General features: G+C 59.6%; 17 protein-coding genes and 3 pseudogenes. 12 read left to right on the top strand and 8 right to left on the bottom strand.

The genetic code is table 11. From position 1 onward, the window contains the following. Nucleotides 1-35: 35 nt before the first annotated feature. Together QZ862_RS05080 and QZ862_RS05085 are read right to left on the bottom strand one after the other, a co-directional pair. A complete protein-coding gene (locus tag QZ862_RS05080) occupies nt 36-2,588 on the bottom strand; it encodes a S8 family peptidase (protein WP_296097933.1) in 2,553 nt (850 codons plus the stop codon). A 53-nt stretch (nt 2,589-2,641) separates the two neighbouring features. Further along, on the bottom strand, nt 2,642-3,652 hold the full coding sequence (locus QZ862_RS05085) for an ATP-binding protein (RefSeq protein ID WP_296097935.1): 1,011 nt from the start codon (nt 3,650-3,652) through the stop codon (nt 2,642-2,644). A gap of 469 nt (nt 3,653-4,121) precedes the next feature. Here QZ862_RS05085 and QZ862_RS05090 point away from each other — a divergent pair. Next, nucleotides 4,122-4,304 (top strand): annotated as a pseudogene (locus tag QZ862_RS05090) (DNA polymerase Y family protein); the annotation flags it as partial. 364 nt (nt 4,305-4,668) lie between these two features. After that, nucleotides 4,669-5,595 (top strand): annotated as a pseudogene (locus QZ862_RS05095) (ParB/RepB/Spo0J family partition protein); the annotation flags it as partial. Between the two features lie 52 nt (nt 5,596-5,647). Here the strand turns inward: QZ862_RS05095 and QZ862_RS05100 are convergent. Together QZ862_RS05100 and QZ862_RS05105 are read right to left on the bottom strand one after the other, a co-directional pair. Next, nucleotides 5,648-5,992, bottom strand: coding sequence for a transposase (locus tag QZ862_RS05100; RefSeq protein WP_296097937.1), 345 nt, complete (start codon nt 5,990-5,992; stop codon nt 5,648-5,650). Nucleotides 5,993-6,571: 579 nt separating this feature from the next. Beyond that, a complete protein-coding gene (locus tag QZ862_RS05105; protein ID WP_296097939.1) occupies nt 6,572-7,687 on the bottom strand; it encodes an RHE_PE00001 family protein in 1,116 nt (371 codons plus the stop codon). A gap of 54 nt (nt 7,688-7,741) precedes the next feature. Between QZ862_RS05105 and QZ862_RS05110 the strand changes: the two genes are divergently transcribed. The 4 genes and pseudogenes from QZ862_RS05110 to QZ862_RS05120 all read left to right on the top strand — a co-directional run bounded on the left by QZ862_RS05110 (nt 7,742) and on the right by QZ862_RS05120 (nt 11,148). Next, complete coding sequence (locus tag QZ862_RS05110) at nt 7,742-9,406, top strand: Mu transposase C-terminal domain-containing protein (protein WP_078057771.1); 1,665 nt, start codon at nt 7,742-7,744, stop codon at nt 9,404-9,406. Nucleotides 9,407-9,412: 6 nt separating this feature from the next. Beyond that, a complete protein-coding gene (locus tag QZ862_RS05115) occupies nt 9,413-10,291 on the top strand; it encodes a TniB family NTP-binding protein (protein ID WP_075627925.1) in 879 nt (292 codons plus the stop codon). A gap of 20 nt (nt 10,292-10,311) precedes the next feature. Next, a pseudogene (locus tag QZ862_RS21300) lies at nt 10,312-10,743 on the top strand (TniQ family protein); the annotation flags it as partial. Between the two features lie 123 nt (nt 10,744-10,866). Then, a complete protein-coding gene (locus QZ862_RS05120) occupies nt 10,867-11,148 on the top strand; it encodes a hypothetical protein (protein ID WP_236769788.1) in 282 nt (93 codons plus the stop codon). 114 nt (nt 11,149-11,262) lie between these two features. Here the strand turns inward: QZ862_RS05120 and QZ862_RS05125 are convergent, their stop codons facing one another. Next, nucleotides 11,263-12,234: a malate dehydrogenase gene (locus QZ862_RS05125; RefSeq protein WP_296097941.1), complete on the bottom strand. Its 972-nt coding sequence runs from the start codon at nt 12,232-12,234 to the stop codon at nt 11,263-11,265. Nucleotides 12,235-12,264: 30 nt separating this feature from the next. After that, nucleotides 12,265-13,026 (bottom strand): substrate-binding domain-containing protein, encoded by a 762-nt coding sequence (locus tag QZ862_RS05130; RefSeq protein ID WP_075627922.1) that lies wholly within the window; start codon nt 13,024-13,026, stop codon nt 12,265-12,267. A 126-nt stretch (nt 13,027-13,152) separates the two neighbouring features. On the opposite strand from QZ862_RS05130, the gene QZ862_RS05135 reads away from it, so the two are divergent. The 6 genes from QZ862_RS05135 (at nt 13,153) to QZ862_RS05160 (ending at nt 18,750) form a co-directional block, all read left to right on the top strand. After that, the gene (locus tag QZ862_RS05135) at nt 13,153-14,031 is read left to right on the top strand and encodes a LysR family transcriptional regulator (protein ID WP_075627921.1); all 879 of its coding nucleotides are present in this window, start codon (nt 13,153-13,155) and stop codon (nt 14,029-14,031) included. A gap of 5 nt (nt 14,032-14,036) precedes the next feature. Continuing rightward, a complete protein-coding gene (locus QZ862_RS05140) occupies nt 14,037-14,663 on the top strand; it encodes a uracil-DNA glycosylase family protein (RefSeq protein ID WP_075627920.1) in 627 nt (208 codons plus the stop codon). 63 nt (nt 14,664-14,726) lie between these two features. Then, nucleotides 14,727-15,869: a TDT family transporter gene (locus QZ862_RS05145; protein ID WP_078057769.1), complete on the top strand. Its 1,143-nt coding sequence runs from the start codon at nt 14,727-14,729 to the stop codon at nt 15,867-15,869. 65 nt (nt 15,870-15,934) lie between these two features. Then, nucleotides 15,935-16,555 (top strand): thioredoxin domain-containing protein, encoded by a 621-nt coding sequence (locus QZ862_RS05150; protein ID WP_075632869.1) that lies wholly within the window; start codon nt 15,935-15,937, stop codon nt 16,553-16,555. Between the two features lie 420 nt (nt 16,556-16,975). Continuing rightward, nucleotides 16,976-17,377 (top strand): DUF305 domain-containing protein, encoded by a 402-nt coding sequence (locus QZ862_RS05155; protein WP_075632868.1) that lies wholly within the window; start codon nt 16,976-16,978, stop codon nt 17,375-17,377. Beyond that, on the top strand, nt 17,374-18,750 hold the full coding sequence (locus tag QZ862_RS05160) for a YncE family protein (RefSeq protein ID WP_296097944.1): 1,377 nt from the start codon (nt 17,374-17,376) through the stop codon (nt 18,748-18,750). The genes QZ862_RS05155 and QZ862_RS05160 overlap by 4 nt, the downstream gene beginning before the upstream one ends. A gap of 99 nt (nt 18,751-18,849) precedes the next feature. Here the strand turns inward: QZ862_RS05160 and QZ862_RS05165 are convergent, their stop codons facing one another. Together QZ862_RS05165 and QZ862_RS05170 are read right to left on the bottom strand one after the other, a co-directional pair. After that, nucleotides 18,850-19,626, bottom strand: a complete 777-nt coding sequence (locus QZ862_RS05165; RefSeq protein ID WP_236769786.1) for an anti-sigma factor — start codon at nt 19,624-19,626, stop codon at nt 18,850-18,852. After that, nucleotides 19,626-20,132, bottom strand: coding sequence for a sigma-70 family RNA polymerase sigma factor (locus tag QZ862_RS05170; RefSeq protein ID WP_075627972.1), 507 nt, complete (start codon nt 20,130-20,132; stop codon nt 19,626-19,628). Before QZ862_RS05170 ends, QZ862_RS05165 begins: the two co-directional genes overlap by 1 nt. Nucleotides 20,133-20,180: the final 48 nt, after the last annotated feature.

A 20,180-nucleotide genomic window follows, 5' to 3' on the forward strand; every position in this document is an offset into this window, starting at 1 on the left:
ATTATTCCCCCCCGCCTCGTTTCTGCATCGACGTGCTAACCGAGTAGAACCTCGATCTCCTTATTCTCGACCAGTGTACTAATCTCGGTGTAGAGATCGATTTCCTGACCGGGCGCGGAGATTGAAATGACCAGAGCGTATCGCGCTTTGTCAGCCACGCGCTTTTGGCCGACGTGCGACTTCCACCACCCCCCAACCGGATAGACCGCGATGGCGTCGTGCCCTGCCAGTTCGATCGCCCTGCCGCGCCACAGGTCGCAATGCAGCGATCCCGCCTGGATAGCTTTTGGCCCTAGAAGCCAGCAACTGGCCTCGCCATCTGCTTCAGTGCCGTCCTTGGCCTGACTCGCGGAAATCCGGCTACGAAACCGAGCTGCCGTCTCGGTGCGCTTCTTCATGTCAAACCGCAACCCGAAGGAACGATATGTGTCAGGTCGGGTTGCCGCCTTGCCCGCCAAGTTCGGCTCTACGAAATACGACAACGTCACCTTCATCGTGACAATCTCGTTTTCGAGCTGCTCCAACGCGGCTTTTGGCCAAGGCAGATCGTAGAAATGCATCTCGTTGAACACGCCCGTCCGGCCGTCCGCACCGATCTCGAAGGGCTGAATCTCAGCCTGCGCGACAAGCGTGGCGTCGTTGCGCGCTGACAGGATCGCTCGGTCGATGTCTGGCACGCCGTATCCGAACTCGCGAAGCATCTCCTGCTTCTTGCCCTTGGTGGCCGCTTTCCCGGTCTTCCAGTGGGCTCCGGTGCCGATGAACTTTTTCCGTATCGGCTCGGGCCATCGGGCCGAATCCACGGTCAGCGCGCGATGCGTCTCTGCCCACAGGTCGGGCCGAGCCGCTTGAAGGCGACCGATGAAGTTTCCGGCCATGCCGGCGGCAGCGCTCGTTGCCCAGAACGGGACGAGCGGTTCAGCCGCGACATCGGAGCCGGCCGACAGGAGGGAGACCGCCGGGTCCCAGCCGCAGAAGCCGGTTGCGTCCGACATCATATTGCCGGCCTCGAACAACACTTCCGGCTTTATAGGCGTCAGGTCGTCGGGGAGCGACTGTGACCCGCGACTGAACGGGCTGCGGTGATTGGCCGGGACCGCGGCCTGCAAGACGGGCGGCGGAGCCGGCGGCTGCTCCTTGCGTGTAAAGCCGCCGATGGTCAGGGCGTTCCAGCTCTGTGATGGGTCTTCCAAGGGCTGCGAAGGCAAAACGTCCACCGCCATGCCACCCGAGACGTTCCCGGTGGCGACAACGATCAGTCTCTTGGGGCGTTCGGCCGCCGGGACCGCGTCATCAGCCTCGCCTGGCATGGCACCGGCTGCAATCTGGTCAATTGCACCGCTCCAAGTCGATGGCCGGCTCGGTGGAAAATCGGTGGCGGACGTCGCGATGCAAAAGCTTCGCACCGCATCTGGCCGCTCAATCTCGACCGAGCTAACAGCGCCTTGTGTCACCACCCCATAGCTGGGCGGCTTTGTTGGCGGAAAACCGCCGGGCGGCAGCAGTTTCATGGATTCCGCGCCGTGGGTGAGCTCGACAGGACGCGCATCGTTCATCAAAGGTTCGAAGTCGCCGTAGAGGACGAGTCCGGCAAGCGGAGTGCCGTGACCGCCATGCGGGTGATGGTCGTCCGCGCCCCAGGCAGGATCGTAAGCCCAAGCGCCGCGCAGACCAGGCGCAATCAATGGATGGGCCGCCATGACACCCGTGTCGAGCGTACAGACCACGGGAGCATCAGCAGACGGCGGGTTCACGCGCTGCGCCAACTCGGCCACCCAATCATGCTGTCCAAGACCGGTCTCGCCGCGGTCGAGAAATGGCTCGATCGTTCCTGTCGCGCGGCGAATTTCGGTGATGGCGCCTGGCACGCGCGCCGCGAACGCTGCTACTTCCGCAGCGGCGGCATGAAGGAAAACGACGGTGGTATCGGGAAATATCAGGCGATCATCGTGCACATCGATGTTCGCATTGCGGGCCGCCGCCGCCAGGCGATCGGCCAGCGCGATCGGTTGGCGAACCCACAGCTCCCACCACAGGATGTCCGGTGCAGCCAGGTCCACGGCGCCGGTGAACAGCGATACGGCTTCCACGGCCCTGACTTCCTCGATCACCTCGAACCGCTCGACATCGGGGCGTCTCTGGTTGCCCGGATCGCGGCCATAGTCAGTGATGCGATTGCGTAGGAAGGTGCGTGCATCGTCCGGCACGAACACCAACGCGCTTTCGGTGCGATCCGCGTTACGCTCCGATCGCAGGATCACCACGTCCTGGGTGGGAAATTCCAGCGCCGCGGGCACCTTCACCGCCTTGGTCCGAGAGCCCTCTGCCGGCGGCAGCGTCGTGACCTCCACAACAGTGCCTGATTTCAGCCCCTGTACGGACAGCCGCGGGTCAACGGCGGCAGCCGGAACCGTCCCCAGCGCCACGGTGAGCTGATCGAGGAGTTGCGTCGCATGCGCCGCGTAGTCACCCCGGAGGGGTTTGCGTTCCTGATTGCGTGAGGGGAAAGTGTAGGCTGCTGTTTCACGAAAGACGTCGATCGAGATATGCGCGCGGTCTCTCGTGTCGAAATTATCAGGCTCCGCCATAGGCTCCTACTTCTTCATACGTGTTCCATTTCGATCAGATCGGCGGAGCCTGCCTAACGGCCGGATTGGCGACGGAACTTGCCCTTCAAAGTCTGTCGATTTTCAAGCGCGTCGTACAAGGCACCAGGCGACACCTTCGATGCGCCTTCCAGAATGGCGTCCCTGACGACCGCATCGGCCGCGCGGACCAGTTCGCCCTGGCTCAGCCCTTCGAGCACGCTTTCAATGCCAGCCCACGCCTTCGACGCGAACTTGAACTTACCTAGCCGGCGTTCAATGATCGCCCGCGCAGAGGCCGTGTCCGGCAGTGTGTATTCGATCACTTCGTCGAAACGACGCGCCAGGGCTTCATCCAGAATCTCGACATGGTTTGTCGCAGCCAGCACGAGACTGTCGGTTGAATTAGGCTCCTCCATGAAGGCCAGCACCGAATTCAGAACCCGGCGTATTTCGCCAACATCGTTAGGGTCGCCTCGGCGAGAACCGATCGCGTCGAACTCGTCAAGGAGATAGACGCCACGCGTCTGCGCAATCTGGTCGAACAACAGGCGCAGCTTGCCGGCGGTCTCGCCAAAAAATCGGCTGAAAAGCGATTCAAGCCGTACAGTGAACAGCGGAAGCCGCAATTCGCCGGCCAGAGCCGAGGCTGTCATCGTCTTGCCCGTCCCCGGCGGGCCGACGAGGAGCATGTGCGTGGCGGGCGTCTGTCCGTGCTCGCGTAGCGTCGCACGCTCCTGTTGCTGCCGGACAACGCGCCTTAGCCGCCTGGCGATCTCGTCGGAGAGCACCATGCTCGAGAGCGCAACCTTGGGATAAGCGCTCTCGACGAGGCCCTGCAATTCGCCGCGCGGCCGGGCGAGCGGGATCGGAGTTTGGCCACCGGCAGGCTTGCCTGTGCCCCGCTGGTCACGCGCTTTTTGGACGAGTCGTTTCAGCTTCTCGGCGTCTTCGGGACGGCCCTGACGAGCCTCTTGGGCGGCGATCTGCAAGGCGATCGACAGGAGCTGGTCCTCATCCCCGTCGATATGCGAGTTCAGGAGGGCGAGAATTTGCTTAGTGGACATGCTCGCCTCCTTTCTTCGGTTGGGCCTCGCTATATTGTCGCCTGCTCAGACGCTTTTGGCTTCCGCTTGCTTCGCTAACGCTATCGGAATCCGTACCAAAGTGCCATCGATTCCTCTCTACCATAGAGGTTCCTAACCATTCTTTTGCCCGGTGGGACGCGAAGCTGCGGCAGTCGGCCCGCCGAGCGGCCGGGCGACAGACATTTTTGGCGCTAGGAGGTTCCGTGGGTGACGTCACGACTGGGCCTTGACTCTCTCGATTAAAATTAGAACAAATAAGGAACATGATGCCGAATCCGATCCCGGAGGTCAACAGGAAGCTTGCGGCTCGAGCCCGCCATAGAGTCATTGCACGCGCAGATCGAAAAGATCGAAGGCCGGAGCCGGCGCGAGAAATCGGTTCTCCCTTTCGGGATTGCCGAAGTCGGCTCGCGGCTCCCAGGCGGCGGCCTCGCTCTTGGCGCGTTGCATGAGATACCGCGGCGCAGACGCCGGCCTGCGCGCCGGCATGCCTGTAACCAAGGCGCAGGTCCTCGTGCCTGACCTCATCGTGCAGGACGCTGATCCCGCTGCCGACGCCGAGGCCCTTGAGCGTCTCGCCGTATGGCTCCTTCGGTATGCGCCCATCGTGGGGCCCGATCCGCCCGACGGTCGGCGACGCTGCTGACCTTGTTTGTTCTTCCCACTCTCTATGCCCGGTTTGGGCAACGCGCTGCTGATCGCAACGAACGTCCGGCAGGCCAATATGAGGAGATGCCCCACGGCGCATGACCATCAAGGTGCCGGCTACAGTCACGATCACACTGCCGGCGCGAACGCGAAATGTTGGGGTGGGCGCTTGCGCTCACCTCGACCTACCTCGTCGCCGAAGTAATCGGCGGGTTGGTTTTGAAAGCTTGGCGCTGCTCTCCGATGCCGCGCACATATTGAAGAACCGCAACTTTCGCTGACGAACGACCACACCTCAATCACCCGGCCGAGCGTGACCGAAGGGTGAACACGGCACGACCGTTTTCATCCCGCTCAACAAGCTCAAGAAGCACCCCAACAATGCCCGCAAGACCCCGCACAGCGAGGCGTCTATCGAAGCGATGGCGGCGAGCATCGCCGCCAAGGGCATCCTGCAAAATCTAGTGGGGGAGCCTGAAACGAATGGCGAAGGCGAGCCGATCGGCTTCTATCTCGTCAGCATCGGGGAAGGCCGCAGGCTGGCGCAGATGCTGCGCGTGAAGCGCAAGCAGATCAAGAAGACCGGACCCATCCGCTGCGTCATCGATACGGCGAACGATGCCGCCGAGATCAGCCTTGACGAGAACGTCACGCGCGAAGACCTCCACCCCGCTGACCAGTTCGAGCGCTTCCGCGAGCTTTTCGAGGACCGGGGATGGGGCGCGGAGGAAATCGCCGCCCGGTTTGGCGTCACCGCGCATGTCGTCAAGCAGCGTATGCGTCTCGGCGCTGTCAGCCCCAAGCTGTTGCAGGTCTATCGAGATGGCGGCCTGACCTTGGACCAGTTGATGGCCTTCGCCATCACCGACGACCACACGCGGCAGGAACACGTCTTTGAGAACCTGTCCTGCAACCGCGATCCGTCCATCATCCGGCGCAACCTGATTAAGATAAACGTGGCGGCGACGGATCGCGGCGCGGTCTTGGTCGGCGCGCAAGCCTATACCGAGGCAGGCGGCACCATCATCCGCGACCTGTTCACCGAAGATCGTGGAGGGTTCTTTGAAGACCCCGCCTTGCTGGAACGGCTTGCCATCGGAAAGCTGGAAGGGATCGCGGCGCAAGTGCAGCAGGCCGAGGGCTGGAAGTGGACCGCCGCCGATCTCGACTTCTCCCACGCCCACGGGATGCGCCGGGTCTATCGGCATTCGGTGGAGCTTTCCGAGGAAGACGCCACGGCTTACGATGCGGCGCAGGACGAGCTTGAGCGCCTGAAGTCGATGGGATGGCTGGCGAGGAAGACCTTTACACCTGCGGGGATCATGCTTAGCGAACCGCGCGGATGACACGCTGCAGATGCGCTTCTTCGACATGCCGGTCGGCCCGCACGACGATATTGCCAATCATGATCTCAACGACGGAGTCGTGGTCAGATCCGCCGATCTGCGGATCGGCTACCACTGCTGCTTGCCCAGGCTCATCACTGCCCAACAGTTCTCTGCGCCACCGGTAGAGTTGAGACGGCAGGATCCCGATCTGCCGCGCGATTGCCGACATGTTCACGCCGGGCTGACAGGCCTGCTCAACCGCTGTGGCCTTGAACTCGTCAGACCAGAAACGCCGCAACTGTCGCGGCGAGCCCTCAAGACAATCAGGCACCGCCTCGATCATCCGCATCAATCCAAGGCTAGCCGCAGGTTTAGACATAGATCATCACATTCAGAGAATTCGTATGTCCGAAATACCCTGCCCAGCATCCGCAGCGCCAGATGGGGTCTCCTTGCCGCTTACAACTCGATCATGGCGCGCGCACAGGAGTTCGACGACTACCTACGGGAGGCTGGTGATATAGAGCTGGAAAATCGCTTTAACACTGTTGTCGGGGCCCTGATCACATGTCTGATCGAGACACCAAATTGGGTCTCGTCGGTATAAGCGAACCGCGGCGAATTAGACCTCGGCGACTACGACTCTGCCGGCTTCGGGAATGTCACACCATATGGCGAGTATGCTCTGCTGCAACGCGAATTCAAAAACGTCGCTATGTATAGTAGGCTATGCTATGGAGGGCATGTCCTCGAAGTTTTGGTCGATCGTAACAGCGATGTGACGGCCAGAATACGGGTCGCGGACGTTGCCGACTGGGATGCAATTGCTAGAGAGCCTTATCCGCCCAAAAAGCGGCGATAGACTCTGTCCTGAATACGGCTTCGCAAAGCCCCGCCGAGGGGGTACGCCAGCGCCTGCGAACTAAAGTATCCCCCACGCCCGAAACCTCCCCCTCCCCGTCATCTCCCTCAAACCCAATTCCTGCACGAAGCGCCTCGCCCCTTGCGGCGTGACCTCAAGCGTCTTCGCCACCATGCCGGCGGAAATCAGCGGCCGCGCCATGACGAGCTCAACAAGCTCCGGCAGCCTGGACGACGTTCGCCGCCCCTCCAGCTTGCGCATCATCATCTGCCGCGCGAGCACCAACCGGTCATGTTCTTTCAGCCCCGTCTCGGCGGAGATTGTTAGCGCCCTTGCGATCGCGAGCAACCGCGTCTCCCGATCTCGATGCCGGCGCCGATCGACGGGGATGGCCTTCAGCCCGAGATTAATCGCCGCGAGATGCACGCCATTGGTAATGCCGCCCTCACGAAGGATTGAGGCGGCCAGCAGCCTGCCGAGCCAGGGCGCATGCTGGAGCACAGCGATCTCATTCCAGGCATCGAGGGCGACGGTTGCCTGCAGAACCGGCGGCAGATCCTGGGCGCGCGCCAGCACGGCCTGCCACTCCGCCAGCCGCTCGTCCTCATCCCAGTCAAGGTCGTAAACGAACGGATTCTTGTCTGGAGCCGCTTTGACACGCCCCGGCGCCTTCGCCTCCTCGATCGCGGCCCCGGACCGGGCGAGCACCGCATCGATCGCGGCAAACGCATCACTCAGACCGTCGGCATCAGGATCTTCGGCCTCCCCTAGCCCAGCCCCAGTGCCGCCCACCTCAACATTCCCATCTGGCACCCCCTCCCCGTCTCCTCCCGATGATGCCGCGGGCCACGCCCGCCCGCGAAGGGAGGCGAGGCCTTGGGCCGAGAGAGCCCAGGCGGGTGGATGGGCGGCAATGCGGCGGCGTGTTTTCAGGATGTCGCGGGCGATGTTGAGTTCGTGGGTGGGGGCGCGGATATCTCGAAGCCCATCATGCAGGACGAGGTCTTCGAGATGAACGAGTTCGCCATCGACCCAGAGCGAGGCATGCGCGTCGAGGAAATGCGCGCGCTCGAGAAAGCCCTCACCGACGGGGGAGCGGGCAATGCGCTCGTCGAGGCGGGCAAGCGCGACGGCGGTGTGGCTTTTACTTTGAGGTTTCAAACTGGAAATCGTCATTAGGCTGTTAGAGTTAGGCGTTATTGGTAGGAACGATTATCGCTAACGATTTCGATGAGGCCAGATGTGCCAAATCCATTTCAATATTGCCGATCGACACCTGCCCGTGAATCTACTGAAGCCGATTGGGCGGCTGCGCGCAGGCTCGCGGACCAACTGGATCGCATCCTGGAAGGATACGGTTCGCGCAAATCGGCCATTGACCGCGCTGCTGCGGAATTGAGGCTGTCGTCCCGACAAATATACAATCTCTTGGCCCGATATCGAACCGACAGAACGGTGACCGCGCTCCTGCCGCGCACATCCGGCCCCCGGCGAAAGCGGATCTCGGCGGACGTCGAAGCTATCGTTGCGAGAACTTTGCAGGAGCAGTGGCTCACCCTCGAAGCGCCGCCATTGGCTCCGGTCGTCGCCGAAATCCGCGCGCGCTGCGAGGAGGCAGGCCTGTCCCAGCCATCGTATGTCACTGTCGCGCGCAGGATCCCTGAATTGTTTTCAGCCGAAACGATCGCGAGGAAGCGCTCGGCCAATCCGAAACATTTGTTGCGGCTGAAGCCACGGCCTGGATACATCCATGCAACAAACCCATTAGATGTCTGCCAGATCGACCACACGCCGACGGATGTAAATTTCGTCGAGGTCATCGATGGGGCCGGGGTTTTCGTCGGGCGGGCGTATCTGACACTGGTGACCGACGTTGCCACCCGTGCCATCCTGGGCTTTTGCCTATCGCTGGAAAAACCCTCGGTGCTGTCGGTGGCGCTTTGCCTTGCGCAGGCGATTTGCCCCAAGGATGGCTGGCTCGCATCGCGCGATATTCGCCATGACTGGCCAATGTATGGAAGGCCCCGGCTGCTTGTGGCCGACTCGGCGATGGAGTTCAAGGGGCATGCTTTTCAGCGAGGCTGCGACGAATACGGGATCCGCATTCGATATCGGGATCGCGCTCGGGTTCACCACGGCGGCGTCGTGGAACGGCTTCTAGGAAAGCTGAACGGTGTGTTGGCAACATTACCGGGCACCACGAAACGTTCCGTGGCAGCTCGTGACGAATATCCTGCCGAACACCGTGCCCGCCTCTCATTTTCCGAATTGGAGCGGTGCGTGGTCCTGGCGATCCTGGATCATAATCGCCATCAAAATCCGAAAACGCTGAACATTCCCGTCAAGGAGTGGGAGCAGCGTGCGTCAGGCCACCCTCATATCATCGACGACCAGCACCATGTGCTGCTCTCCTTCTTGCCGGCCGGTCAGAGGCAATTGTCGCCTCAAGGGATCAGTCTGTTCGCGCTGCACTACTATTCGAGTTGGATTGGCAGGCTGGTGCCGGAACGAGATCGGCTCAGTAAGCTCGAAGTGCGATACGATCCCCGCAATATAAGCCAGATCTTTGTTCGCGACCCCGAAACACAAGTGTTTCGGGCAGTGGAGCGGCGAGATGGCGTGGTCGCCAGTATCACACTGTGGGAGCATCGGGCCGAAAGGGCACGGAGGCGCGACTTGAGCGGCCGATCCAGCGTCGAGATCGTCTCGCTGCGCCGGGAAATGACCACGATTGCAAACACCGCCGGGCTTTCAAAGCGCCGGCTGCGCAATGCGGCGCGGGGCATTTATGCCGCGCCCGCGGAAAAACGAATGGCTGAAACATCGGAATCAGTTCCGATACAAACGATCCAGCAAGAGCGGCCAAAGGCCCGACTACAGGTCGAAGACTGGTAGTCGGCTATGGAAGATCACCTCTTCGAACATGTTCGCCCCTATCTCGACCGCACCATTGAGGAGCGGATCGCGTATATCCGAGCTCCGAGGTGGATCGGGCATCAAGCTGCGATCGAAAGCCATCAGCGGCTATCGGATTTGTTGTCACGCCCTCCTTCACTGCGCACGCAAGGGCTGATGATTGTCGGGCCTTACGCCAATGGCAAGACGATGATCGTCGAACGATTTGCCGTGGATTGCCTGAAGGCCTCCGCAGACCAGAAGGTCTGGATCGTCCAGACCCGGGAAGGTGCAGGACTTGGCCATTTTTACGCCAGCATTCTCCACGCGCTCAACGCGCCGGGCGGCGATGTGTGGACTGTCGGACGCAAAGCGGAGCAGCTCGACCATCTCCTTGCGGCGCTCAGGCCGAAGGTCCTAATCTTTGACGAATTCCACAACGCGCTTAGGGGCCGGCCGCGTGACGTTGAAGCAGTCTTCGCATTTCTGCGTCGCATTGGTCGGCAATACGATATCTCGCCGGTTCTGGTCGGAGAGGTCACGGTTTACGACTACATATGTGCAACCAGCGAGATGGCGAGTCGGTTCGAACTCTTTCCGATTCCGCGCTGGTCGTACGATGAGGCCTACCTGTCATTGTTGGACAGTCTCGAGGCCGCCTTGCCCCTCGCACGCAGCTCGGATCTGTCGGCGGAGCGAAAGGCCCGACACATTCTTGGTCTTTCCGAGGGGCTGATCGGAGAGATCGTCGCGATCCTGACCAAGGCCGCGATTGCAGCAATCCAGGAGGGAGACGAACGTATCACCAGATCCTCCATCGATAACCTGCGGTACATTCCGCTGTCCAAAAGACGGCATGGGCCCATTCGTGAGGCGCTTCTTTGAGCCTGCTTGGGCCGTCACTGATGGTGGTCATTCCGCAGGAGCGCTACCGGGACGTTGTGTATGAACGGTGGCCGGTTAAAGTAGAACCACACGCCGACGAACTCCTGTCGAGCTGGTTACATCGGATCGCTTCTGCCAATGGCGTAGCACCGCGAGATTTTGCGCGCGTTCTTGGACTGCGCCACAGAATGTGGTCTGCCAGGTTCGATTTAAAACTTCAGGACGATGTCTTGGACCAGCTCTCGGAGGGATCTGGAATTCCGAGAGACCGATTGTCGTCAATGGCCTTGCAGCCATGTGATTACAGACACATGCCGCTACCACTGGTCATCAAAGCCCGTCGTGCTGCTTCGACGTGGCTGCAATTCTGTCCTGCGTGCCTCGATTCTGATCAGCCCCCATATTTTCGGAGGGGATGGCGACACTCGACTAGAATCTCCTGCTTTATCCACAGGTGCGGATTACGCGACCGTTGCCCATCGTGCCACCGCGGAATTACTGCCTTCGCTCAGCCACGGCTTGTCGGCCAGCATGTCTGCACCTCTTGCGCTTATGACCTGCGGCGGGCATCCAAGGTGCCGGTGACCATTGAAGCGCAATACTTTGAACAGATAATCAATCGTTCTATCGGTACAGTGGCGAACATCCTGGCGACGAACAATCCGCCGAAATGGCCTTGGCGACAAGATTTGATCGCAGTTCTACCGACTATGTCGGTTTCCAGCCGGATACGCTTGTTCGAGCGCTTCATCCCCGACGACGCCTATCTGGATGAGGGCTTCGTCCTTCCCATTCGGCGGTCGAAGCGGATTATGAAAGATAAAATTGAACCAGCCCGTCAAGCTGCAGCTCGCTGATCGTCGTGGCGGCATTCGCCTCTTCGGAGGCTGGCGCCTATTCTCAGAAATTTTGCGGAGAACAGGCGTGCAATCTCCGCACAGGTTCTGTGCCAGCCTCCCCATCCCACCATATCAGGATAAGGCGTCGCGCTCTCCGACAAGCTCTTCTATCGTTTTGTCCAGCTTACTCTTCTGAAACCCGTCCAGATCGAGACCTTCAACGACGCTATAATCACCGTCCTCGCACATCACAGGTACGCCACACACCAGACCCTCCGGTATGCCATACTGCCCCTGCGATATAACAGCCATCGATGTCCAGCGCCCATCCGTGCCATGCATCCAATCACGCATCTGATCGATCGCTGCATTGGCGGCGGATGCCGCGGACGACGCGCCGCGCGCCTCTATGATGGCGGTGCCACGCCTTGCGATCTCAGGGATCAGCACCTCCTTGTACCAATGGTCGTCGGCGATGGTCTCGGATAAGGGCCTTCCGGCAGCCGTTGCATAGGTCCAGTCGGCAAACATGGTCGGCGAGTGATTGCCCCACACAACGAGCTTGTCGATGTCGCCGACGCCACAGGCGGCCTTGCGCGCCAGTTGGGTCAACGCCCTGTTGTGATCAAGCCGGATCATCGAGCTGAGCTGCCTTGGGTTAAAGTCCGGAGCATTGGCGATCAGGATGGAAGCGTTGGTGTTGGCAGGGTTGCCAACCACCAAAATTTTGGCCCGGCGTCCGGCGACTTCGTTGATCGCCCTGCCCTGCACCTTGAAGATCTCTGCATTCGCAGCAAGCAGGTCCCGCCGTTCCATACCCTTTGATCGCGGTCTGGAGCCGACGAGGAACGCCGCATCGACACCTTCGAACGCCTGGCGGGGATCATCCGTCATGACGATGTTGTGCAGCAGCGGAAAGGCGCAGTCTTCCAGTTCCATGACGACGCCGCGTACGGCGTCCTGGGCTTGAGGCAGATCGAGAAGTCGAAGTTCGATCGGCTGCGACTTGCCATAAAGGTCACCATTCGCCAGCCGAAACAGCAGGGAATAGCAGATCTGGCCGGCAGCACCGGTCACAGCGATCTTTTTGGGAGTGGATTGCATGGTCGTTATCTTTCCTGAGACGGTATAGGGTTATTTCGAGGGCGTGGTCCAGCCGGCCTTGGCAAAAATCGCCTTGGCCTCAGGGCCCTGAAGGAATTGCGAAAACGCTTTGGCGTCGGCATTCTTGCCTCCGCGCTCGGTCAGCACGATCCCGGTGTCTCGGTAGATGCGATAGTCCGGTTCGACCTCGACGACATCTGCGAGTTTTGGATTGGCGACCTGCCAGATATTCCAGATGATCCAGGCATCGAAGGACTTGTCCTCGGTCCAGGCTTTTTTGGCTTCGGCACTGTTGGCGGCAAAGGTCTTGATATTGGCGCGAAGAGCTTTCACCTTTTCAATGTCGCCGGTTCGTCCGGCCATGTCTTCCCAAAGACCGTTCTGCCCGGCACCATTGACGACAAGCACTTTGTGGCCGGGCTTGAACAGATCAGCGAGGCCGGTGATCTTCTCCGGGTTCCCCGGACGCACCAGGATAGCGGAAGGACGCACGTAGAGCGGTACGACATCGGCGTCCTTGATCTGGCCGTCCATCGCCTTCACGAAATCCGACATCATCGTCTCTGAGCCGCTGAAGATCAGGTCGGCATTGTCTTTAGCCTTGCCGATCCATTGCGGCGTTGGGCCGGCGGTAACGATCACCGTGTTGCCGGAGCTTTTCTCGAAGGCGGCTGCCGCCTCCTTCATGGCAGGGAGTGGTCCACCGGGACCATAGACGTGGATATCGGCGGCAAGCGTTGGTGCTGTCGTGGCGACAAGCATCACCGCGCCGGTGATGATGGATTTCAGCATGGTATTTCCTCCGTATCTGGTAAGAGAAAACTAGCGCCATTCTGCATCAGTTCCATCGCATAATTTTGCTACGAACATTCGGATAAATCGATTATAACTCGGAGCAGATTCAAGGTTGCTATCCTCATGACCCTCGACCAATTGCGCATCTTCGCCGAAGTCGCCCGCCAACAGCACATCACCAAGGCTGCCAAAGCGATGAATATGACGCAGTCGGCCGTCAGTGCTGCGGTCATCGCGCTTGAGGAACGGCACGGCGTGGCTTTGTTCGACCGGATCGGTCGTTCTATCGTCCTAAACCAAACCGGAACGATCTTTCTCGAGCATGCACTTCAGGTCTTGGCTGAAGCGAAAGCCGCCGAGTCTGCGCTAAGCGACCTTGCCGGACTTTTGCGCGGGGAATTGTCGATTATGGCGAGCCAGACTGTTGGTGCCTATTGGCTGCCCTCCAGGCTAGCGAAGTTTCACACACGCTATCCTGGTCTCGGTCTCGACGTCAGGATCGGCAATACCGAGGCGGTAGGCGACGCGGTTGAGGCAGGGCGGGTTGAGCTCGGCGTTGTAGAGGGCGCGGTCGACAGACCGGCCTTGTCGTCGCGCATGATCGCCACGGATGAGATGATCCTCGTCGTGTCGCCAACTCATCCATGGACCAAAGGCAAAAAGCTCGGAAAAGCCGATTTTGAAGACGCGACATGGGTTCTTCGCGAACCCGGATCGGGAACACGGCTCGCCTTCGAGACGATGATGACGAAAGAGAAATTGAAGCTGCAGGCGTTGAACGTTGCAATTGTCCTGCCCGGAAACGAGGCCGTGCTCGGCGCAGTCGAGGCCGGCATGGGGGCAACACTGACATCGCGAAGTGCTGCCCAGACCGAACTCAACAGCGGCCTGCTGGTCGAGGCCAATGCTTCTCCGCTTCCGCGGCCATTCTTCCTGCTCCGGCATAAGGAGCGGTATCGCTCCAAGGCGGCCGATGCGTTCGAAGCCCTGTTGTCGGAATAGACACGATGACCTATCGCGGACCTGATACGCTCTGGCACGAGCATCGACGCGAGAAGCGGTTGGCCGCGCTTGACAGCGCGCATATGCAGCCATTGAACGCCTTCCGGGAGCACCTTCAGCTCAACTCCGACCGGGATATGCCGAACTTCGATCCATACGATGGCGGTATCAGCGCAAGACTGCTGATCCTTTTGGAGACGCCTGGACCAAGTCCGGTCGAACGCGGCCGGCGTTTCGTTTCGATCGATAACCCGACCGGCACGGCGAAGAACCTGCGCACGGCGCTGACTGGCGCAGGGATATCGCGCCGAGACATCGTTCTGTGGAATACAGTCCCGTGGGTCCGCGCAACCCGAGGCTCGATCGTGGCCAGCGAGCGGCGCGAGGGCATCATGGGACTTGCAGGCCTTCTGCCGCTGCTGCCGAACCTACGTGTCGCCATCCTGGCGGGCGCGGTGGCGAGCGGTGCTGAAGGGGTACTGGTGGATGCCGGCATTGAGGTGATACTCTGCCCCCATCCGAGCCCGACGCTGATCAATACCTCGCCGACGCTGCGCGACCGCCTTCACGCGGCTTTCGAAGCTGCCGCCGCAAAACTCGATCAATCGAAAACGGCGATCGAAATATCCTGAACTATGCGTTGGAACTGATCGATGTACCCTCGTATTTTCTCCTCAACGATCAGGAGAAATTCGATGCACAAGGTTGTTGCCTTCAAGAGGCCGGTCACGCCAGCCCCGGACGTTCCTATGCAGGGCTACGTCATACGAAATTTTACGCCAAATTGGTTCGCGACCACGATGGGCACCGGCATCCTTTCGGTCGCTCTCGCACAGTTTCCTGGGCATCCGTGGCTTTTCGCGATGGGTCAGGCGCTTTGGCTCTTCAATATCCTGCTATTTGCCACCTGCACAACGCTCTACACGGCACGCTGGCTGCTCTATTTTCATGAGGCAAGCCGCGTCTTCTCGCATTCTGTCGTGTCGATGTTTTTTGGCTGCATCCCGATGGGACTGGCCACGATTATAAATGGCTTCCTGATCTATGGCATCCCGCATATCGGCGACACGGCGGTGGCAATCGCAACGACGCTCTGGTGGATCGACGTCACACTGTCGCTGGCCTGCGGTCTTGCAATCCCATTCATGATGTTTACGCGCCAATCCCACTCGATTGACCAAATGACAGCGGTCTGGCTGCTGCCGATCGTGGCGAGCGAGGTGGCGGCCGTCAGCGGTGGCCTGCTTTTGCCCCACATCGCCGACGCTCAAACGCAGTTGACGGTGCTGATGACCAGCCTGGTCCTATGGGCCTGCTCGGTTCCGCTGGCCATGAGCGTGCTCGTGATCCTTTTCCTGCGCATGGCGGTCCACAAGCTTCCGCATGTCAACATGGCCGCCTCGAGCTGGCTGGCTCTCGGCCCGATCGGAACCGGTGCCCTTGGTCTTCTCGTCATGAGCCAGACCGGACCCGCCGTGTTGTCGGCGAATGGATTGGCGAGCGTTGCTCCGGCCTTCGGTGGTGCCAGCTTCCTCGGCGCGATCCTCCTGTGGGGCTACGGCATCTGGTGGCTGGCGACTGCTGTCCTGATCACCCTGCGCTACCTTCGCGAGGGCCTGCCATTCAATATCGGCTGGTGGGGCTATACCTTCCCGCTTGGCGTGTTTGCCGTCGCCACACTTCGTCTCTCAACGATGGTGCCGATGTCGTCTATCGCGATCTTTGGCGCGGTTCTTGTTACTGCACTTGTCTGCATGTGGCTGCTGGTCGCGGCCAAGACGATAAAGGGCACTCTTGACCGCTCGCTCTTCGTCTCGCCCTGCCTCAAGGCCGACTGATGATCGAAACACTCCGGCATTGCTCATGCCGGAGTGTTTTTTCTCGTAACCGAACAGGAGAAGACATGACGTTTCGTATGATGGCCGTGATCGTCGGCATTGCTTTGGGATGCGTGACATCGGCCAAGGCCGAACCCGTGCAGGATTTGATGAACCCGGCCGTATTCCAAGACAGCTTCGTTGGCGAGAAGACCGCTCCAGTGACGCTTGTCGTCTATTCCTCCCCAACCTGCAGCCACTGCATCGACTTCCATGAACGAGACCTGCCGAAACTGCATGATACATATGTCGCATCGGGTAAGTTGAAGATCGCTTACCGGCCCTTCGTGCGAAACTCGGTGGATGCCGTTATCTTCATGCTGGCGAATGCGCGGGGCCGAGACAAATTCGACGAGACGGTATCGTCCTTCATGACGAAATTCGATGAGATTGCCGGCGCCGCCAATGCCGAGGATGCATTGCGCGAGATCGCCGCTAGCATGGGCATCGACCGCGCGGGTTTCGATCGCGCTGTCGCCGATCAGGCCTATCTCGACAAGCTCAATGCTGCGACAACCGAAGCGAACAAAAAATTCGGAGTCGCCGGCACGCCATCGTTTTTCGTCAACGGCCACCAGGTTCGGATTGAAATGAGTTTCAACGAGGTCGCCAAAGCAGTCATGAAAGCCACCGCCAGCCTGGAGTGAAACCAAAATCTGAGAGTGGCGGAATTCCCTGTGGGAAGTTTTCCTACGATCGACCAGGCTGGTTTTCCTCTGAAAAGACGGACGACTGGGCGCCGTCGTCGAACGGCTTAGAATGTGTGCTTTTTCGCCCTGTTCCAACCGACTGTTCATTCTCCATACCGTAATCCGCTGCGGGTATCGCCCTCAGACATCGTTCACAGGCAGATTGGATCCGCCGCGCGTGATCCTCTTGGCGGCATATGAGCAAGCAGTATTTCGGCACGCTTCGTGTCAAGATACGCCTTCCATAATTCTTAGCGCAGACCGGCAAGTACCGCGCGTGCCAACCGCTCACGCCGACGTGAGAACAAATACGGATGAGCAATGGAATAAACGGCGACCCACAGCGTTCTTATCCACTCAAGCCAAAAGGATTTTGCCATGCGCGTCTACAGTTTCATACTTGTTGCCAGTTTCGTCTTTGTGGGAAGTGCATCTGCTGAGCAGTCCCACGACCACCATCCGGCGATGAGCATGGAAGATAGCGGCACTTCCACTGCGTTCTCCAAAAGCATGAAGGTCGCCATGGACAAAATGCATGCCGGCATGATGGCGGTCCCCGAAACAGGCAATCCAGACCACGATTTTCTGGCGCAAATGATCCCGCATCACCAGGGCGCCATCGACATGGCCAAGGCTGTGTTGCTCACCACCAAAGATCCGCAGATCCGAAACCTCGCCCAGTCGATCATTACAGAGCAGGCTTACGAAATTCAGTTGATGAATTCGATGCTCACACAACAGCGCGGCTCCGTCGCCGCCAACCCGGAGACTTCGAAATGACACGTTCCGCAGCCCTGCTGATCGCCCTGATGGCGAGCACGCCAGCCTTTGCCCTGCCCGAATCCAAGGACCGGGTCTATGCTGCTGACCAGAACAGCAACACCGTATCTGTCATCGATCCATCGACCAACACGCTTCTCGGCCTGATCAAGCTCGGCGACCCACGCCCGAATGTCTTGAGCCCGCTTTACAAGGGTGAGGTCAACGTCCACGGCCTTGGCTTCTCGCCGGATCACCGTACCATCGTCGCCGTCTCGACGGTGACCAATTCCGTGACCTTCATCGATACCGCGACAAACAAGATCAAAGGTGTCGCCTATATCGGCCGCAACCCGCACGAGGCCTTCTTCACGCCGGATGGCAAACACGTCTGGGCAACCGTGCGTGGCGAGGATTACCTTTCGGTCATTGATGCGAAGACATTCAAGGAGACCGATCGCATCAAGACCGAGAGCGGTCCCGGCATGACGATCTTTACGCCAGACGGCAAGCGCGCCTTTGTGGCCAACAGCTTCAATTCGGTCGTTCAGGTGTTCGATGTCGCGTCGAAAAAGCTGCTCGCATCCATTCCGGTGGTCTCCCCATTCTCACCGTTCATTCAGGTGACACCAGATGGAAAGGAAGCCTGGCTAACCCACAAGGATGTCGGCAAGGTGACGCGGATTGATACCAAGACATTGAAAGTCAAGGGCGTGATCGATAGCGGTCCGATCACCAACCATCTGGCGTTCGCCAAAACATCCGCCGGAACATTGGCTTATGTGACCATCGGCGGCGAGAACGTCGTAAAAGTCTACACGCTGAACGACGAGGCCAAGCTGATAGCCACCATTCCCGTCGGTGCCTTGCCGCACGGTGTCTGGGGTTCGGGCGACGGCAGCCGCGTCTTTGTTGGCCTCGAAAATGGCGACGCGGTGGACGTGATCGACACTCAGAAGAATGAGAAGATCGCCCATATCCCCTCAGGCCAGGCCCCACAAGCGCTGATCTACGTTCCGGATGCGGTCCCGACAGGCGATGGCCGCCAAAACCTTGAACCACGCAAGGACATGCCGGAGAACATCACACTTATGCTGAAGCCTGCCGCAGATGCGCAAGGCGGCGGAATGGTCGTCTCGCGCAATCTTGGCCTGATCGATATCGTAGATCTCAGCGTTTCGAAATTGAAGCCGGACACGGCTTATGCGCTGTTGTTCGAAGGTCAGCCGGAACCGATCGTGGCGTTCAAGACAGATGCCAAAGGTGCCGCGATGGCATCTGCCACCAGTCCGACCCGCTCCATCGTTAAACCGGGCGAAGCCTCCAAGACACCTAAGGTTATCCTCGTTGAGGGAACAGAACCGCTAGCAAATGCGGTCTTGCAGAGCAACTAACAGTTTGGCTACCTGTTACGGGCAACCCCAAAACAAGTTGACTGCGGCGTTCTTACAATGCCGCAGTCATTTTTGACACCGCACTGAGATTGACCGGATTCAAATCATTCCTTGATAGATCGCAGTTGCGATCGGAAGGAGCTTTGCCCGATCGACCGAGGCGGATACCGCGAAATCGAACCCCTGATCCACCCAGACAAAACTGGACACGCCGTTTTTCTCTTCAAACGTGAACGCTGTCTGCGCTGATTGGCCGGCGCGTAGATAAACGGCCAGCCTCTCGCCTTTGTCATCCTCGTACATGAGTTGTGCAGCCGCAGCGCCACCGCCCGGAAGGACGCGTCCGCCGAGCAGCTTATACCCGAATGCCGAAAGGTTCGGTGGCGTCAGTGCCCGGCCGGATCGCTTCGACAGCCATGTGACCAGATGTGCCTCGTCATCCGCTCCAACTTCGACCGGATGGGCTACTTCGACCACGAAGGTCCGATAGGCGTCAGATGCATTCGCGGCAAAACCCGCCTCGGACAATCGCGCTGCGTTGATTTGCACGCCTTCAGGCTTTAGCCACCAGCCACCGGCCAGGCCTATTCCCAGGAAGATGCAAGCGGTCATGGCGGAGCGATACCAGCCTTGTCTTCGCAAAGCTGCGTTGGACTGAAGGTTGGCGATGCGCAGCCGCGCTGGAATGGGCTCTGCGAATTTTTCAGACAGCCGCACACGCAAAGCTTCCCGGTCCGCAAGCTGTTGCGTGACCCTTGCGCTCACTTCAGGATGACCAGCAAGATAGGCGTCGACAAGCGCCTGACGGTCAGGCGGCAGCTTTCCGTCAATGTAAGCCTGAAGATCATCTTCGCCGATCGGCGAACCGGTGTTCATCATTTTACCCTTCGCAAGGTCACGGGCGTCTTGTTGTCTAGGATAGATCGGAATTTCTGCCTGGCGCGCGACAGCCGCGACATCACGGTTCCTACCGGCACACCAATGACGGCAGCAGCCTGCTCATAGGACAGATCCTCGACGCCAACCAGAAGCAGAAGCGATTTTTGATCGTCGGAAAGCCTATCGAGCGCTTCGAGTATATCGCGCACGGCAATGCCATGATCCTGATCGGCTGGCGATCCGGGGAGCATAACGGTATCGAGGTCGTGGTGTGGACCCCGGCGCTGGGATTGGCGTCCAGCCGAGATGTGCAGGTTTCGCATGATGGTAAACAGCCATGCCCGCAGGTCACCATCAGTCCGGCGCAGATACCAGCGCGATATCGCACGCTCAAGGCAATCCTGCACGAGATCGTCGGCGCGGTTGTGATCACGCAGAAGCGCGAAGGCATAGCGTCGCAATGCCGGTATTTCAGCCTCCAGTCGCATCGCCATTGTCGACATCATCAGCCCTTCGGATCGGTGGCCACACCGGCGAAGCCGGCATGGCCA

Origin of the sequence: uncultured Agrobacterium sp. (genome assembly GCA_913777615.1) — a bacterium.
Taxonomy (GTDB): Bacteria; Pseudomonadota; Alphaproteobacteria; order Rhizobiales; family Rhizobiaceae; genus Agrobacterium.

Coding starts and splice junctions, on each gene's coding strand:
- QZ862_RS05145 (WP_078057769.1), top strand. CDS start 14,727: ATGCACAAGGTTGTTGCCTTCAAGAGGCCGGTCACGCCAGCCCCGGAC.
- QZ862_RS05080 (WP_296097933.1), bottom strand. CDS start 2,588: ATGGCGGAGCCTGATAATTTCGACACGAGAGACCGCGCGCATATCTCG.
- QZ862_RS05100 (WP_296097937.1), bottom strand. CDS start 5,992: ATGATCGAGGCGGTGCCTGATTGTCTTGAGGGCTCGCCGCGACAGTTG.
- QZ862_RS05150 (WP_075632869.1), top strand. CDS start 15,935: ATGACGTTTCGTATGATGGCCGTGATCGTCGGCATTGCTTTGGGATGC.
- QZ862_RS05170 (WP_075627972.1), bottom strand. CDS start 20,132: ATGTCGACAATGGCGATGCGACTGGAGGCTGAAATACCGGCATTGCGA.
- QZ862_RS05105 (WP_296097939.1), bottom strand. CDS start 7,687: ATGACGATTTCCAGTTTGAAACCTCAAAGTAAAAGCCACACCGCCGTC.
- QZ862_RS05110 (WP_078057771.1), top strand. CDS start 7,742: ATGAGGCCAGATGTGCCAAATCCATTTCAATATTGCCGATCGACACCT.
- QZ862_RS05140 (WP_075627920.1), top strand. CDS start 14,037: ATGACCTATCGCGGACCTGATACGCTCTGGCACGAGCATCGACGCGAG.
- QZ862_RS05155 (WP_075632868.1), top strand. CDS start 16,976: ATGCGCGTCTACAGTTTCATACTTGTTGCCAGTTTCGTCTTTGTGGGA.
- QZ862_RS05125 (WP_296097941.1), bottom strand. CDS start 12,234: ATGCAATCCACTCCCAAAAAGATCGCTGTGACCGGTGCTGCCGGCCAG.
- QZ862_RS05165 (WP_236769786.1), bottom strand. CDS start 19,626: ATGAACACCGGTTCGCCGATCGGCGAAGATGATCTTCAGGCTTACATT.
- QZ862_RS05160 (WP_296097944.1), top strand. CDS start 17,374: ATGACACGTTCCGCAGCCCTGCTGATCGCCCTGATGGCGAGCACGCCA.
- QZ862_RS05130 (WP_075627922.1), bottom strand. CDS start 13,026: ATGCTGAAATCCATCATCACCGGCGCGGTGATGCTTGTCGCCACGACA.
- QZ862_RS05115 (WP_075627925.1), top strand. CDS start 9,413: ATGGAAGATCACCTCTTCGAACATGTTCGCCCCTATCTCGACCGCACC.
- QZ862_RS05085 (WP_296097935.1), bottom strand. CDS start 3,652: ATGTCCACTAAGCAAATTCTCGCCCTCCTGAACTCGCATATCGACGGG.
- QZ862_RS05135 (WP_075627921.1), top strand. CDS start 13,153: ATGACCCTCGACCAATTGCGCATCTTCGCCGAAGTCGCCCGCCAACAG.